Origin of the sequence: Halomonas sp. Mc5H-6 (assembly GCF_024124705.1) — a bacterium.
GTDB classification, from domain to species: Bacteria; Pseudomonadota; Gammaproteobacteria; order Pseudomonadales; family Halomonadaceae; genus Vreelandella; species Vreelandella subterranea.
The window spans coordinates 173,077-187,922 of sequence record NZ_JAMXSI010000003.1; the positions used below are offsets into that span (position 1 = coordinate 173,077).

Genomic DNA, 14,846 nt, shown 5'->3' on the forward strand with positions numbered 1-14,846 from the left:
TCACGACAGGAGTGTCATGGCCAGAACTCAAGGGCCAATATATTACGGCATGTTGTCAGCCGTTGGCGTGACGAGTTGCTCGATATAGTGGCGACGAAGCGGCATCGCATGCGAGTCTATCTGTTCAGGTGCAATGTGGTCAGCGGTGAAAAAGCGAAACGCATCCACGCCCTGAAACACAAACAGATCAACACCGGACAGTGTTTTGGCGCCCGCCTGGTGGGCGGCGTTTAACAGCTCGGTGTGGGCGGGGATGTAAACCGCATCAAAGACCCAATGCTGGGTACCTAGTCCAGCGGTATCGATGGGGCAGCCGGGGTGGTTGATGTGACCAATGGGGGAGCAATTGACCACGCCCTGCCAGTGAGGCAGTTTTCGCTGCGCCTTCTCTGATGTGATGCACGTCGCGTTAATGCCCATCGCGTTAAGGTCCCGGCTGAGGCTCTCTGCCCGGGAAACATCGTGTTCGAGAATATGGATGTGGCTAACGGCAAGCTCCCCTAGCGCACACGCTACCGCACGCCCAACGCCGCCGGCACCAATCAGCAGAACATCGCCAGCAGGCTGGTCGCCGAAAGAGTGGCGATAGGCGCTGATAAAACCGGTGTAATCGGTATTTTCTGCGCGCAAACCGTCTTTATCAAACAGCAGTGTATTGGCGGTTCCTACCCGGCGAACCCCTTCGCCGCGGATTTCGGCCAGCTGTGCGGCTTTTTCTTTGAAAGGAAAGGTGACGTTGGTGCCACGGTATCCCTCGGCACGCAGTGTTTGTATGGCACTGGGAAAGTTAAAATCCATTACGCCCCGGCTGTCGACTAAGTCGTAGCGCACAGGCAGGCCCACCGAGGCACCCAAGCGTTCATGCAAGTCGGGGGATTGCGATTGGGCGATGCCTTCACCTACCAGTCCGAGTTTGATCATGCTTGCCTTTCTCCTGTGTCGAGGTTTTCCGTCTCCTGGGCGATGCCTTTAATTTCCGCTTCAAGGCGCTGCTGCGCGGTGACACGCACAAACGCATTGGGCGCGCCGAGCCCTTGGTAACCTTCTCGCTGCACCAGCTCGAAGAAGAACGCCTGGTGGCCAGGCTGCGTGTAAAGCTGATGGAAGTCGCCATCGTTGTCTTGGTCGTAGAGGATGTGGTTATCCTGCATCCACGTTTGAGTTTGTGCCGGTAGATCAAAGCGCGCGGCCAAATCGCGGTAGTAGTTGCCGGGAATCGGCAGTACCGGCGTGCCCGCCTGCTGCAGTGCAGCGCTGGTGTCGCGCATGGAGTTGGTACGCAGGGCGACATGGTGAATCCCCGAGCCGCCGTACTGGCGGACAAAACGGTTGCTGGCGGTATCTGGTGATGCGCTGGCGTTAAGTGCCAAGCGAAAGCGGCCGTTGCCGTTTTGAAGTACCTGGCTCTGGATCAACCCACGGGGGTCGGTGACATCGAACGAGGGCGTTATTTCCAACTGGAAAATGGCGCGGTACTGCAACATCAGTGAGAGGTAGTCGTGGTAAGACAGCGCAACGCTGATATGGTCAATATCCACCAATGCACCCTGGGGTACCGGCTGCACGTCAACAGGGAACTCACGATCCCAGGTGCGGCTTAGCTGTGAGTCGTCAATGATATAGGAGAGGCTGCCATCCACATTGCACAGCGCGCTCATACGGTGGCTGGCATCGACTTCTTCAGGCTCGACGATATCGTAGCCGAGCTTGTCGGCGCGCTTGAAGGCTTCATAGGCATTGCCCACGCGCAGGCCAATGGCAGTAATGGCGGTGGCGTCGCGTCCCGGCAAACGGCCGGTGAAGCTCGCTTCAGTGTTGAGCACCAGGTTAACTTCGCCAGCCGCCCAGCGTTCGGCGTTCAGTGTGTGGTGGCGACCCACGCAGGCCATGCCCAGTGCGCTTAGCAACTCGCGCAGTGGGGCTAAATCCTCGGGCTCAACCGCAATCTCAAGAAAGGCAACCGACTTGATCGGCTGCGGCGCAGGGATATCACTGCCACCTTGCATACTGCGCAGCAAGTTATATGAGCGCAGGCCGTCGCGGGCGGTCTGGTCACTGTGACCCATGCGGAAAACATCGTTAAAGATCTCGTGGGAGAGTGGGCCGTCGTAACGGGTTTCCTGCAGCATGGCGATGAACTTATCCATTTGCAGTTCACCCTGTCCTGGAAAGCAGCGGTAGTGGCGGCTCCACGATAAATGATCCATGGAGAGGCGTGGTGCGTCGGCGGTCTGCACCAGGAAGATGCTATCCCCGGGGATGCGGCCAATGGTGCCCAGCTCCGTCTGGCGCGAGAAGATGTGAAAAGTATCCAATACCAGGCCCACATTGGGATGGGCGGCGCGGCGCACCACTTCCCAACTGTCACGGTAGTCGTGAATATGGCGACCCCAGGCCAGTGCTTCATAAGCCACACGCAGATTACGCCGTGCTGCACGTTCACCCAGCTCATAGAAGTCATCGGCGGCGCGGCTCAAACCCGGCAGCGAATCCGGGTGGACGGTGCTGCACACCATTAACAGGTCCGTGCCAAGCTCCTCCATCAGATCAAACTTGTGCTCGGCACGGTCAAATGCTTTCTGGCGTGCGCGTCCCTGCAGGCCTTCAAAATCGCGAAACGGCTGCAGCGTGACCAGTTTAAGCCCGCGGCTGCGAATCAGCTCGCCCGCTTCCCGCGGCGTGCCTGTGAAGGCGGTTAAGTCGTTTTCAAACAGCTCAAGTCCTTCGAAGCCGGCCTGAGCGATGGCGTCTACCTTCTCTTCCAGCGAGCCGCTTAGGCAAACCGTGGCAATGGATGAGTACATGGTGTAACGCTCCTCAATCTATATGAAATCGGATCAGTAACCCGCCAAGCGCGGCAGGAAGGTGACCAGCTCGGGCACGAAGGTAATCAGCAGCAGAATCAGGAACTGCACGGCGAGCATCGGTAGAATGCGGCGGATAATCGGCCCCATTCCCACGCCGGAAACCGAGTCGGCGACGAATAGGCAGAGCCCCATGGGCGGTGTGATCAGGCCCATCATCAGGTTGAAGATCACCACGATACCGAAGTGCAGTGGGTCGATACCCAGCGCCATGGCGATGGGGTGCAGAATCGGCACCAGCACCAAAATGGCCGCAATACCTTCCAGGAACAGCCCCACCACCAGCAGGAGCAGAATCACAGCAATCAGGAAGGTCCACTGGGTGTCGATGCTCATCAACGCCCACTCAGTGAGCATGTTGGGGACGCGCTCGAACGTCAGCACCCAGTTGGCGGCAGCGACTGCCCCCATGATGACCATGATCACCGCGCTGTCGCGCATGGCCCGGGCGAAGATAGCGGGCAGGTTAACCAGTTTGATGTTGCGGTAGAGCACCACGCCCAGAATCAGCGCGTAGACCACGGCAAAGGCCGCCGCCTCGGTGGGCGTGACAATTCCGGCAAGAATCGAGCCGACCACAAACACCGGCATGAGCGCGGGCAGCAGGCCGTGGAGAAGCGCGTGGCGGCGCGACTGCTGTTTTGACTGCGTGGCGCCCAGGTCACCGGCAAAAAAGTAGACGTAGATGGAGAGCCCTAATGCCAGCAAAAAGCCCGGGATGATACCGGCCAAAAACAGCCCCGGAACCGACACGCCCGAAACCGTGAGCGCGTAGATAATAACCGGAATACTCGGTGGAATAATCGGGCCAATCACCGAAGAGGCAGCGGTGAGCGCAGCGGCAAAATCGCGTGGGTAGCCCTCTTTCTCCATCGAGGGTATAAACACCCGCCCAAGTGCGGAGGTGTCGGCAATCGCTGAACCCGAAAGGCCTGCAAAAATCACCGATGCCCAGATATTGACGTGGGCCAGCCCGGCTTTCAGGCGACCGACAATGGCGGTGGCCAGATTAATAATCCGGTGGGTGATACCCGCTTCGTTCATCAGCTCGCCGGCCAGAATGAACAGCGGAATCGCCAACAAAGGGAAAGACTCCATGCCGCCGAAAAACTGCTGGGAGACGATACGGATGTGGTAAGGCAAGTCACCGGTGCTCATCATCACCGTGAGCGTTCCCAAGATGGAAAAAGCAAACGGCACACCGAGTAATACGAGAGCTAAAAGCAGCAAAAAAATCATGATGATGTCTCCTCAACGGTGTACTCGGTCATGCGTCGCACGCCCATTACCAGGGCAGAGAGACTTAGCAGCCCGCCGCCGAGGAGCATTGATGCTTGAAACAGCCACATCGGCATGCCCGTGCTTGCGGAAGTACGGCTTCCGCGTGAGGCGATGAACTCGACTGCCGATACCATCAAGCCAATACTGATCACCAGTACCACCAGATCGACAGCAAGTGCCTGCCAGCGCACCCAGCGCGGCGGCAGTAGCCGACGAATAAGATCAAAGCCGATATGCTTGTCCTGCAGATACGCCCAAGACATGCCGAACATCAGGCCGTAAATCATCAAATAGATGGCGGCGTCTTCTCCCCAGGTAATGGAGCCGCCATAGGTGTAGCGCGCAAAGGCATTGCCTGCCACCAACAGAAAAATCAGCACCATGGCAAGTCCTGCCAAGCTGCCATTGAACAGGATCAGGCCGCGGTGTAGGCGGGCGAGAAGATGAGACATAAGGGCACCTTCAATCGTAGTCAGGCACGCGGGGTCGCGAGTGGGCCACTCAAGGCCCACTCGCAAAGCGCGTTGTTCAGGCGGGGGTTAGAAGCGCGCGGACGCCTCTTCCACAGCGGAAGAAAGACGCTCGATCCACACAGCATCATCCCCCAGTTCATCACGCAGATAGTCCTGAACCGGTGGTTGGGCCGCTTTGCGGAAGGCTTCCATTTGTTCGGCGTTGGGCTGGGTGATTTCCATGCCCTCTTCTTCCAGCTTGGCGATACCCTCAGCCGAGTTGAACTGCTGGATAGCACGGCCGGTGGTGCCAGCGACTACTGCGGCACGTTTAACCGCGGCTTGCTCTTCTTCTGAGAGCGACTGAAAGATCTCATCGTTGATCAGGATATGGTCAACACCGTAAACGTGGCGGTCTAGTGTGAGATAATCCTGGAACTCGTAGAAATTATTGCCGTAGATCACCGAGATGGGGTTCTCTTGACCATCCACCACACCGGTCGCGAGCGCTGTTGGCACCTCACCCCAGGCGATGCCCTGTGGCTCGGCACCTAGCCCTTCTACCATTTCCTGGTAAAGCGGAATGGTTTGCACGCGGAATTTAAGGCCTTCCATATCCTCCGGGGAGTGGATCGGACGCACGGAGTTGGTGAAGTGGCGAAACCCCGTCTCGCCGTAGGCCAGCGTGCGAAGGCCAGTTTCTTGCAAGCAATGTTCCGCCAGAGCGGTGCCAAATTCACCGTCCATCACTTCCCAGGCCACCGGTGCAGACGGGAAGGTGTAAGGGATATCAGTGACGGCGACGGCCTCGCAGAAATTGGCGTAGGCGCCGGAAACCATTGCGATGCTGATGGTGCCATCCTGCGCGCCCTCAAGTAGCTCGGTTTCACCGCCTAGCGAGGCGGCAGGGAAAAGCTCTACTGTAAGATCAGTTTCGGCTTCTACCAGATTTTTGAACACTTGACCGGCCGCACCTTTTTTTGAGGTCGTCCAGTCATCCGGGTCTACGTGGGCAAAGCGCAGTGTTTGTGCGGAGGCATTCGCCGCGGCAATGAGTGTGGTGGCGGCGACAGCGGCCGCCAGCGTATGTTTCATGGACGTTTGTTTTAGTGAAAATATGGGCTGTAGAGACATTGTTGTTGTCCTCTTGTGGGCCGTTGTCATGGGGTTGGATAAGCCTATGGCAAGGGCGTGCTTGGCTTATCCCATCTGTCCCGATAAACAATGTACGAAATGGTACGTTCAGTCAAGGTATGGCATACTAGACCAAAGACGACCATGACAATAAAAGGCACTTTTTATGACAGCTCCTTCGACTAAAGCCAGCCCCCCGGCAATGCGGCGTCGGCGCAAGAACGACCCTGAATCCGTACGCGCCGATATTCTGGCCGTGGCTACCCGCGAATTCTCAGAAAAAGGCCTCTCCGGGGCGCGGATCGATGAGATCGCCGAAAAAACCCGCGCCTCCAAGCGGATGATTTACTACTACTTTAGTGATAAAGAGACGCTTTATTTGCATACCTTGGAGGCCGCTTACCAGAAGGTGCGCTTACAGGAAGCCGAACTGGACCTTGACCACCTGGCACCGCTTGAAGCACTAAGCCGCCTGGTGCGTTTCACCTTCTATCATCACGCCAATAATCCCGACTTTATTCGCCTGGTAATGATCGAGAATATTCATCATGGTCGCTTTCTGGCGCAGTCAGAGGTGATTCAATCGCTCAATGCCGGGGTGATTGATGTGCTGACGAATGTCTATAGGCGTGGCGTAGAGGCTGGCTGCTTTCGAAAGGGCCTAGACTCGCGAGAGCTACACTGGCTGATTAGCGCACTGTCATTTTTCAATGTCTCAAACCAGCACACCTTTTCGCGTATTTTTGACTGGCAGCAAGCCGCGCCCGAAAACCAGCAAAAATTAGAAGACCACGTTACCGATATGGTAATGCGCTACGTGTGCACCGACGAGTCATTGTGTCAATCGTGAGCACCTAGCGTCGCAAGATGACAATTGCAAGTTAGCGCCTGCCTGTCTAACGTACAGTTCGAATGACGAACATCTGTGCATTTTTCCTGGACACCGTTATAGAGGAGGCGAACCGCCCATGCCTGCCGCATTTCTAAAGCATCCGTTTATGGGTCAGCAAGCAGTAATGGAGTGCGACGATGACGCCATGGTGCGCGCCATGCTGGCGTTCGAGCTAGCGCTTGCTGAGGTGCAAGAAGCCTGCGGCGCGATGCCCCAGGGCGTCAGCCAGCAGATGCGTGAACAGTTGGAAAGTGCCGCCTTTGATAGCGAAGAGATCGCCGTGGGCATCGCCAGCGGCGGGAATGTGGCGATTCCTTTTGTGAAACAGGGGCGGGCGAGGTTGACCGACGAGATAAAGCGCTATTGGCATCAGGGTGCAACGAGCCAGGATGTGGTCGATTCCGCGCTGATGCTGCTCCTCAAACCACGCTTGGTGGCGCTGGATCATTTGTTGTTGCGCTGCCGTTCTGCCGCAACGGCGTTGATGTCTGCCCATACCGACACACCGATGGTGGGTCGCACCCTGATGCAACAGGCACTGCCAATCACCTTTGGCGTCAAGGTGGCTCACTGGGCGATTGGCCTGGAACAAAGCCGCCGTCGCCTGAGTGAGGTGGAACTCCCCGTGCAGTTTGGCGGCGCGGTGGGCGTGCACTCGGGTTGGGATGCTCTTGGACTTGAGTGGATGGACGCAATTGCCGAGCGGCTAGGCTTGGCGGTACCGGTGCTGCCCTGGCATACCGACCGCTACCCGATTCATGCCCTTGGCACGGCGCTAGACGCCGTTGCAGGGGCTGCTGAAAAAATCGCCCTGGATGTGTCGCTGCTTACCCAAACCGAAATCGGCGAAGTGGCGGAACCCTCGGCACCTGGGATGGGCGAGTCCTCCTCCATGCCCCATAAGCGTAACCCGGTACGCAGCGCGCTGATCCGTGGCGCAGCCCGGCAAGTGCATGGCCACACCAGTGTGCTGATCAACGCCGCTGCGCAGCCCCTTGAACGTGGGCTGGGTGAATGGCACGCCGAGTGGGCACCGTTAATGGAGAGCGCTCTGCTATTGGAGGGGGCGCTGGAGCAAGCGGCCGTGCTTTTGGAAGGGCTAGAGGTCTACGCCGACAATATGCGGCGAAATCTGGCGGCTACCGGCGGCGGCATTATGGCCGAGCCAGTGGCTCGGATGCTGACGCCCCAATTAGGCTCGGATAAAGCGAAAGCCGTGAGCGCAGCGGCCGCGGAAACGGCACGTCAAGAAGCAAGACCCTATTCTGAAATACTTGCCGACCACCCCGATGTAAAAGGCAATGTTGATACTGATGCGTTGCGCAAAGCGTGCGACCCTGGATTATACCTTGGTAGTAGCTCGCTTCAGGTTATACGCGCTAAAAAGTGGCTGGAAGAAAAATAAATAACTGAAAAATATATACTTTAATTTATGCATTAATGGGTAGTGGCGCGTCTGCTTGGCGCAGTGGCAACGCTGTAGGGTTTGACCGGATTAGCGTTCGGGATTAACTTGTTCGTATAGAGAATCTATGTTCGTTTAACGAACAAATACCAATAAGTTAGCAACGTTCAGCTAAGAGGCACCCATCATGGCCGAGTTTCTCAGCTTGCATGACGCGGTAGCGCGCTTCGTCGAAGACGGCGCTACCGTTGCCATGGAAGGTTTTACCCACCTGATTCCATTTGCGGCGGGCCACGAGGTGATTCGTCAGAAAAAACGCGACCTCACGTTGATCCGCATGACCCCCGATATCATCTACGATCAACTGATTGGCGCGGGCTGTGCCAAGAAAGTGATTTTCTCCTGGGGCGGCAACCCCGGTGTCGGCTCACTGCACCGCCTGCGCGATGCAGTGGAGAAAGGGTGGCCACGCAAGATCGAGATTCTTGAGCATAGCCACGCGGCGATGGCCTGTGCTTTTGAGGCGGGTGCAGCTGGCCTGCCACTGGCCGTCTTTCGTGGCTACATCGGCAGCGAACTGCCCAGCGTCAATGACCAAATCAAGTTCATCGATTGCCCGTTCAGCGGTGAGCGCCTGGCCGCCGTGCCCTCGGTACGTCCGGATGTATCGATTGTTCACGCCCAGCGGGCGGATCGCCAGGGCAACGTGCTGGTAGAAGGCATTGTTGGCGTACAGAAGGAAGCAGTACTTGCCGCCAAGCACAGTATTGTCACGGTCGAAGAAATCGTCGACGACCTGAATACTCATCCGAATGCCTGCGTGATTCCCGGCTGGGCTGTCAGCGCTGTTGCTGTTGCGGAAAAGGGCGCGTTGCCATCTTACACTCACGGCTACTACGACCGCAGCAACCGCTTTTATAAAGAGTGGGATGCCATTGCCCGCGACCGTGACACCTTCACTCAGTGGCTCGATGAGCACGTCTACACTGCTGGGGAGAAAGCCTGATGAGCCTTGAATACACCTCTTCTGAAATGATGTCGGTCACCGCCGCACGAGCGCTGACAAATGGCATGACCTGCTTTGTGGGCATTGGCCTGCCGTCGGAAGCCGCCAATTTGGCGCGACTGACCCATGCCCCTGATGTGGTGCTGATTTACGAGTCCGGTACGCTGCAAACCAGGCCCGACGTATTGCCGCTCTCGATTGGCGACGGCGAACTCTGTGAATCGGCGCTGACCACCGTGGCGGTGCCGGAGATGTTCCGCTATTGGCTGCAGGGAGGGAAAGTCGATGTAGGCTTCTTGGGTACCGCGCAAATAGACCGCTTTGCTAACCTGAATACAACGCTGATCGGGGATTATAAAGCCCCTAAGGTGCGCCTGCCAGGCGGCGGTGGGGCACCGGAAATTGCCACCAACGCCGGTGAAGTCTTTATCACCCTGAAACACTCCAAGCGCGCCTTTGTAAAAGACGTCGACTTCGTCACCACCCTGGGCTTTGGCCGCGATGGCAAAGGCCGCGATAACGTCCCTAACATCGGCAAAGGCCCCACCCGGGTGATCACCGACCTGTGCGTAATGAAACCCGACCCAAATAGCAAAGAGCTGGTGGTGGTATCGCTCCATCCCGGGGTAAGTCGTGACGACGTGATTGAGGCAACGGGCTGGGATATCCGTTTTGCCGAACAGCTGGAAAGCACCCCAGAGCCCAGCGCCACAGAGCTTGAGATTCTGCGCGAGCTGAAAGCTCGAACCGAGCGCGCCCACACGGGTGAATAAGGAGTTTTGTATGAGTGACATTTACTTATGTCATCCCCGCCGCACGGCGGTAGGCCGTTTTGGCGGCACCCTGGCCAGCGTGCGCCCGGATGATTTCGCCGCGACGATTTTCAAGGCCGTACTGGCAGAAGCGCCGGACCTCGATCCTGTTGCCATTGAAGAAGTCTTCATGGGGTGTGCCAACCAAGCCGGTGAGGACAACCGCAATGTGGCGCGGATGTCGTCACTGTTGGCGGGCATCCCTGCCTCGGTGCCTGGCACGACCCTGAACCGCCTGTGCGGCTCGGGTATGGACGCCGTGGGCACGGCCTTTCGTGCCATCAAAGCCGGTGAGATGGAACTGGCGCTCGCTGGTGGCGTGGAGTCCATGTCCCGCGCGCCCTACGTCATGGGCAAGGCCGATAGCGCCTTCGCCCGCGGGCAGAAGATTGAAGATACCACCATCGGCTGGCGCTTTATCAATCCGCTGATGAAGAAAGCCTACGGCGTCGAGTCCATGCCGGAGACCGCAGAGAACGTCGCCGAGCAGTTCGACATCTCCCGGGAAGACCAGGACGCTTTTGCACTGCGCTCCCAGCAGAAAGCCGCCGCCGCCCAAAAGGGCGGGCGTTTCGCTCATGAAATTACCGCCATCGAGATTCCCCGCCGCAAGCAGGAGCCGCTGATCTTTGATCAGGACGAGCACCTGCGGGAAACCACTCTGGAAAAACTCGCTGGCCTGACCACGCCCTTCCGTGATGGAGGCAGTGTCACGGCAGGTAACGCCTCGGGCGTCAACGACGGCGCCGCCGCCATGCTGGTGGCCAGCGGCGCGGCGGTCAAGCAGCACGGCCTTGCCCCGATGGCTAGAATCATCGGCATGGCGACAGCGGGCGTCGAGCCGCGCATCATGGGCTACGGGTCTGTGCCGGCCGTCAACAGACTGCTGGAACGCACCAGCGTAAGCCTCGATGACATCGACATTATCGAACTCAACGAAGCCTTTGCCGCCCAAGCACTGGCGTGTATGCGTGACCTGGGCCTGGCTGATGATGACCCTCGCGTCAACCCTAACGGCGGCGCGATTGCACTGGGGCACCCGCTGGGCATGTCCGGTGCCCGCCTATTGTTGACCGCCGCCCATGAGCTGCAAGCCAGTGGCAAACGCTATGCGCTGTGCACCATGTGTGTGGGCGTGGGTCAGGGTATCGCGACGCTGATAGAAAGGGTGTGAGAAGGAAGATATAAGAGGTAAGGGGCGCCTATCTTTCCTCTTATCGCTATTTTCCCCATGATGCGACGTCTGAGGAAGGGAGGATTCATATGGCATTTCTGGAGATCAACGGCCGCAGTGTGGCTTACCGACTGCTCGGCTCAGAGGCCAATCCATTGGTGGTGCTGGCCCATCCGCTGGGCATGAGCCAGTCAGTTTGGGATGACATTATCCCTGCGCTGCTACCCCGTTACCGGGTGCTGACCTGGGATTTGCCCGGCCACGGCGCCAGTCAGGCAGCCAGCGGCGAGCAGATCACCCCCGCTGATCTGGCCGCTGAGGCGTTGGCGCTGACCGAGCTGGCGGGCGCTGCGCGCTTCCACTTTGTGGGCACCTCGATTGGCGGTGTGGTGGGACAGCAGCTGATTATCGAGCATAGCGACCGTCTGCTATCTGCGACACTGACCAATACCGGCGCGGTAATCGGCAACTCGGACTTATGGAACACCCGCGCAGGTCGCGTGCGCCAGGAAGGCCTGGCGGCGATGTCTGAAGAGATCGTACCGCGCTGGTTTGCAACAAAGGCGTTTAAGGCAAGCCCGTCACTGAAAGCCGGTTGGTGCACCCAGATGGGCCGTGGTGACGGTGAGTCCTACGCCCAACTGTGTGAAATGCTTGGTCGCGATACCTTTACGGGAAAGCTCTCGGGTAAGAACACTAACGTTCAGCTATTGGGCGGCAGTGAAGATATGGCGACGCCGCCCGCGACGCTGGAAGCTTTAGCAGCAGAGCTTGATGATGCACCGCTGGAAATTTTTGATGGCGTGGGCCATGTGCCCGCGGTAGAAGCCCCCGCGTTATTTGCCGAGAGATTACTCGCGGTTTTGGCCGTTGACTTAGGCGATGTGGCCAACCACGGCGTGGCCTACGCCACCGGCCTGGAAACCCGCAAGCAGGTATTGGGCGAAGCGCATGTAGCGCGCTCTACCGCCAACGCCAACAGCCTGGACGCCCCCTTCCAGCAGATGATCACCCGCCTGGCCTGGGGTGAGCTGTGGAGCAACGAGGACCTGACCCGCCGCGAGCGCAGCATGATCACCACCGGGATTCTTGCTGCCCTCGGCCGGGAAGAGCTAACGCTGCACTTGAAAACTGCCAAACGGATTGGGCTGACAGAAGCTGAACTGCGCCAAGTGCTTATGCATGTGGCCATTTATGGCGGCGTACCGGCAGCTAACCATGCTTTTGCTCTTGCCAAAGAGCTGGGCTGGGGCGAATAGCGATCAAAATAATTGATGAGAGGTAAGGGCGATGACCCACGAGAATAAACGCTTTGTGGCCCGCGACCGTAACTGGCATCCGCCTGCTTACGCGCCAGATTATAAAACCTCGGTGGCACGATCCCCCCGGCAGGCGCTGGTCAGTATGCAGCAGCCCACGGCATCAGAGCTGACAGGCCCGGATTTTAGCCACCTACGCATAGGGCCTTACGATAATGACTTGCTGCTGAACTTTCGCCAGGATTCGAGCCAGGGCGGACTCCCCCAAGGCGAGCGGATTATCATGTTTGGCCGGGTGATGGATCAGTTTGGCAAGCCTGTACCGCATACGCTGGTGGAGATGTGGCAGGCCAATGCGGGCGGTCGTTACCGGCATAAAAACGATAAGTACCTGGCGCCGCTGGACCCCAACTTCGGCGGTGTGGGTCGCTGTTCGACCGATGATCAAGGCTTTTACCGTTTCCGTACCATCAAGCCTGGCCCTTACCCGTGGCCGAATGATATGAACAGCTGGCGCCCGGCGCATATTCACGTTTCGGTGACCGGGCCTGCGATTTCCACCCGGTTAATCACCCAGATGTATTTCGAAGGCGACCCGCTGATTCCACTCTGTCCAATCGTGCATACGCTCAACGACCCCGAGGCGGTGGAAACCATGATCGGGCGGCTGGATATGGCCCATAGCAAGCCGATGGACTGCTTGGCCTATCGGTTCGATATCGTGGTGCGCGGCGAGTTGCAAACCTACTTCGAAAACCAGTAAGGCCAGGGGAGATATCATGAAGCAACCCAATACCCAGCCGACCAGTGAATTGATGCTGCGTGAAACCGCCTCGCAAACCGCTGGCCCCTATGTACACATTGGTCTTGCTCTCGCCGCGGCGGGTAACCCGGTACGGGACGAAGAAGTCTGGAATGAAATGGCCAAGCCGGACGCACAAGGCGAACACATCGAGGTAGTCGGTACTGTTATCGATGGCAACGGTGATCTGGTGCGCGACGCCTTTATCGAGGCATGGCAAGCAGATGCTGACGGCAACTACCAAACCGATTACGATCTAAAAAAGCCGTTCAACAGCTTTGGCCGTACCGCCACTACCTTCGATCACGGCAGCGAGTGGACGCTGAACACCATCAAGCCCGGCGCGGTGAAGCACCCGAGTGGCCTGGCAATGGCGCCGCACATTAATCTGGCGGTCTTTGCTCGGGGGGTCAATATTCACCTGCAAACGCGGCTTTACTTTGATGATGAGGCCGATGCCAATGCGCAGTGTCCGGTGCTTTCCCGTATCGAGTCACCGGCACGCCGACAAACGCTGATCGCCAGGCGCGAAGAGGCGGATGGCAAGGTGCGCTACCGGTTGGATATACGCTTACAGGGCGAAGGCGAGACGGTGTTTTTTGATTTTTGATCTGTGTATGAAGGGGGTTAATCAAACTATAAAGGCAGCCAATTGGCTGCCTTTATAGTATGGCGATAGTGATGAATTCTTAAACTAAGCCGAACAGCTTTGCTGTAAATCCATCGCTGCTTCGTAGATGTCATTGGCGGAGCCGCCAATATCATCCAAGTAATCATCAATGGTCTGCTGCAGCACAGGGCCCCATTCGGGATCATCCAGGGCGTCTTCGATGACTACAAACTCATGCCCCGCTTCAACGGCTTCTTCACGGCCTTGGCGTATCATCTCGTCGTAGACCTCCGCCGCGCGCAGCGACCACTCCAAACCGCTGTGGTCATCGATCACTTGCTGCAAATCGGCGGGCAGGCTGTCGTAACTGCGTTGGCTCATGGTGGCGAACAGGGAAAGGTCATACAGGGGGACTTCCGTATGGTACTGCGCCAGTTCATTTAGCCGGAAGGTTTTCATACCTTCCCAGTTGAAACTCAGGCCATCGACCACGCCACGCTGCATGGAGGTAAACACATCCGGCGCTGGCATGCCCACCGCTTGGGCGCCCAGGCGTTCGAACATATCCCCCACCACGGGCGTGGGACGGCGTAAACGAAGCCCCTCGAGATCAGCCGGTGTTTCAATCAGCTGTTCCTTGGTATGCAGATAACCTGGGCCGGTCGTGAACAAGAACAGAGGACGCGTGTCGGCGTACTCCTCTTCAAAGTGGCCTTGATCATAAAGCGACTGAAGTATGCAGGCGCCTTGGCGGGCGCTTGCTGACACCCCCGGCAGCTCGACTACCTGGGTGAGCGGAAAGCGGCCCGCTGTGTACCCTTGGGCGGACGCGCCAATATCAGCGACCCCCATCACGGCGCTTTCATAGGTCTTGTCTGATTTGGCGAGGGTCTGCCCAGGATAGACTTCAACGTTCAACCGACCGTCGGCGGCCTCTTCGACGCTTTCCGCCCATGCCTGAAACAGCTCGCGGTCGATCATGGAGCCCCCTGGCCAGACGTGCGCCACTCTGAGGGTGGTATTGGCCTCCACGGTGGAGGCGGCGAGCGAAGCGGCGAATACGCCAAACAGAGTTGTCTTGGCTAAGCCTTGGGACTGCTTTTTCATTGTCGTTATCCTCATATCCAGTCAACGGGAGTACGTTTTAGTGATTGT

General features: G+C 57.9%; 14 protein-coding genes. 8 read left to right on the plus strand and 6 right to left on the minus strand.

The annotated features are described in order from the left end of the window. Positions 1-42: 42 nt before the first annotated feature. The 5 genes from NH395_RS06535 to NH395_RS06555 all read right to left on the minus strand — a co-directional run bounded on the left by NH395_RS06535 (position 43) and on the right by NH395_RS06555 (position 5,692). Entirely contained in the window at positions 43-921 is an 879-nt protein-coding gene (locus NH395_RS06535) for a shikimate dehydrogenase (RefSeq protein WP_253023321.1), read from the minus strand. Continuing rightward, positions 918-2,804 (minus strand): sugar phosphate isomerase/epimerase and 4-hydroxyphenylpyruvate domain-containing protein, encoded by a 1,887-nt coding sequence (locus tag NH395_RS06540; RefSeq protein WP_253023323.1) that lies wholly within the window; start codon positions 2,802-2,804, stop codon positions 918-920. Before NH395_RS06540 ends, NH395_RS06535 begins: the two co-directional genes overlap by 4 nt. A gap of 33 nt (positions 2,805-2,837) precedes the next feature. Next, positions 2,838-4,103: a TRAP transporter large permease gene (locus NH395_RS06545; RefSeq protein ID WP_253023325.1), complete on the minus strand. Its 1,266-nt coding sequence runs from the start codon at positions 4,101-4,103 to the stop codon at positions 2,838-2,840. Continuing rightward, complete coding sequence (locus tag NH395_RS06550) at positions 4,100-4,597, minus strand: TRAP transporter small permease subunit (RefSeq protein WP_253023327.1); 498 nt, start codon at positions 4,595-4,597, stop codon at positions 4,100-4,102. Before NH395_RS06550 ends, NH395_RS06545 begins: the two co-directional genes overlap by 4 nt. A gap of 87 nt (positions 4,598-4,684) precedes the next feature. After that, complete coding sequence (locus NH395_RS06555) at positions 4,685-5,692, minus strand: DctP family TRAP transporter solute-binding subunit (protein WP_253023329.1); 1,008 nt, start codon at positions 5,690-5,692, stop codon at positions 4,685-4,687. Between the two features lie 205 nt (positions 5,693-5,897). On the opposite strand from NH395_RS06555, the gene NH395_RS06560 reads away from it, so the two are divergent. The 8 genes from NH395_RS06560 to pcaG all read left to right on the plus strand — a co-directional run bounded on the left by NH395_RS06560 (position 5,898) and on the right by pcaG (position 13,691). Further along, complete coding sequence (locus tag NH395_RS06560) at positions 5,898-6,581, plus strand: TetR/AcrR family transcriptional regulator (RefSeq protein ID WP_253023331.1); 684 nt, start codon at positions 5,898-5,900, stop codon at positions 6,579-6,581. A gap of 118 nt (positions 6,582-6,699) precedes the next feature. Further along, the gene (locus tag NH395_RS06565; protein WP_253023332.1) at positions 6,700-8,028 is read left to right on the plus strand and encodes an adenylosuccinate lyase family protein; all 1,329 of its coding nucleotides are present in this window, start codon (positions 6,700-6,702) and stop codon (positions 8,026-8,028) included. A 187-nt stretch (positions 8,029-8,215) separates the two neighbouring features. Then, entirely contained in the window at positions 8,216-9,034 is an 819-nt protein-coding gene (locus NH395_RS06570) for a CoA transferase subunit A (protein WP_253023334.1), read from the plus strand. Next, positions 9,034-9,807, plus strand: coding sequence for a CoA-transferase subunit beta (locus tag NH395_RS06575; protein ID WP_253023336.1), 774 nt, complete (start codon positions 9,034-9,036; stop codon positions 9,805-9,807). The genes NH395_RS06570 and NH395_RS06575 overlap by 1 nt, the downstream gene beginning before the upstream one ends. A gap of 10 nt (positions 9,808-9,817) precedes the next feature. Beyond that, positions 9,818-11,020 (plus strand): 3-oxoadipyl-CoA thiolase, encoded by a 1,203-nt coding sequence (gene pcaF / locus NH395_RS06580; RefSeq protein ID WP_253023338.1) that lies wholly within the window; start codon positions 9,818-9,820, stop codon positions 11,018-11,020. An 89-nt stretch (positions 11,021-11,109) separates the two neighbouring features. Then, on the plus strand, positions 11,110-12,279 hold the full coding sequence (locus tag NH395_RS06585; RefSeq protein WP_253023340.1) for an alpha/beta fold hydrolase: 1,170 nt from the start codon (positions 11,110-11,112) through the stop codon (positions 12,277-12,279). A gap of 31 nt (positions 12,280-12,310) precedes the next feature. After that, positions 12,311-13,042 (plus strand): protocatechuate 3,4-dioxygenase subunit beta, encoded by a 732-nt coding sequence (gene pcaH, locus NH395_RS06590; protein ID WP_253023342.1) that lies wholly within the window; start codon positions 12,311-12,313, stop codon positions 13,040-13,042. Positions 13,043-13,058: 16 nt separating this feature from the next. Further along, a complete protein-coding gene (gene pcaG / locus NH395_RS06595; RefSeq protein WP_253023344.1) occupies positions 13,059-13,691 on the plus strand; it encodes a protocatechuate 3,4-dioxygenase subunit alpha in 633 nt (210 codons plus the stop codon). 84 nt (positions 13,692-13,775) lie between these two features. Here pcaG and NH395_RS06600 read toward each other — a convergent pair whose 3' ends face one another. Further along, a complete protein-coding gene (locus NH395_RS06600) occupies positions 13,776-14,798 on the minus strand; it encodes a TRAP transporter substrate-binding protein (protein ID WP_253023346.1) in 1,023 nt (340 codons plus the stop codon). Positions 14,799-14,846 lie beyond the last annotated feature (48 nt).

Bases quoted from the DNA above. Each gene is read 5' to 3' on its own strand.
- NH395_RS06585 (WP_253023340.1), top strand. From the start codon at position 11,110: ATGGCATTTCTGGAGATCAACGGCCGCAGTGTGGCTTACCGACTGCTC.
- NH395_RS06560 (WP_253023331.1), top strand. From the start codon at position 5,898: ATGACAGCTCCTTCGACTAAAGCCAGCCCCCCGGCAATGCGGCGTCGG.
- NH395_RS06545 (WP_253023325.1), bottom strand. From the start codon at position 4,103: ATGATTTTTTTGCTGCTTTTAGCTCTCGTATTACTCGGTGTGCCGTTT.
- pcaH (WP_253023342.1), top strand. From the start codon at position 12,311: ATGACCCACGAGAATAAACGCTTTGTGGCCCGCGACCGTAACTGGCAT.
- NH395_RS06600 (WP_253023346.1), bottom strand. From the start codon at position 14,798: ATGAAAAAGCAGTCCCAAGGCTTAGCCAAGACAACTCTGTTTGGCGTA.
- NH395_RS06540 (WP_253023323.1), bottom strand. From the start codon at position 2,804: ATGTACTCATCCATTGCCACGGTTTGCCTAAGCGGCTCGCTGGAAGAG.
- NH395_RS06565 (WP_253023332.1), top strand. From the start codon at position 6,700: ATGCCTGCCGCATTTCTAAAGCATCCGTTTATGGGTCAGCAAGCAGTA.
- NH395_RS06550 (WP_253023327.1), bottom strand. From the start codon at position 4,597: ATGTCTCATCTTCTCGCCCGCCTACACCGCGGCCTGATCCTGTTCAAT.
- NH395_RS06570 (WP_253023334.1), top strand. From the start codon at position 8,216: ATGGCCGAGTTTCTCAGCTTGCATGACGCGGTAGCGCGCTTCGTCGAA.
- pcaG (WP_253023344.1), top strand. From the start codon at position 13,059: ATGAAGCAACCCAATACCCAGCCGACCAGTGAATTGATGCTGCGTGAA.
- NH395_RS06535 (WP_253023321.1), bottom strand. From the start codon at position 921: ATGATCAAACTCGGACTGGTAGGTGAAGGCATCGCCCAATCGCAATCC.
- pcaF (WP_253023338.1), top strand. From the start codon at position 9,818: ATGAGTGACATTTACTTATGTCATCCCCGCCGCACGGCGGTAGGCCGT.
- NH395_RS06555 (WP_253023329.1), bottom strand. From the start codon at position 5,692: ATGAAACATACGCTGGCGGCCGCTGTCGCCGCCACCACACTCATTGCC.
- NH395_RS06575 (WP_253023336.1), top strand. From the start codon at position 9,034: ATGAGCCTTGAATACACCTCTTCTGAAATGATGTCGGTCACCGCCGCA.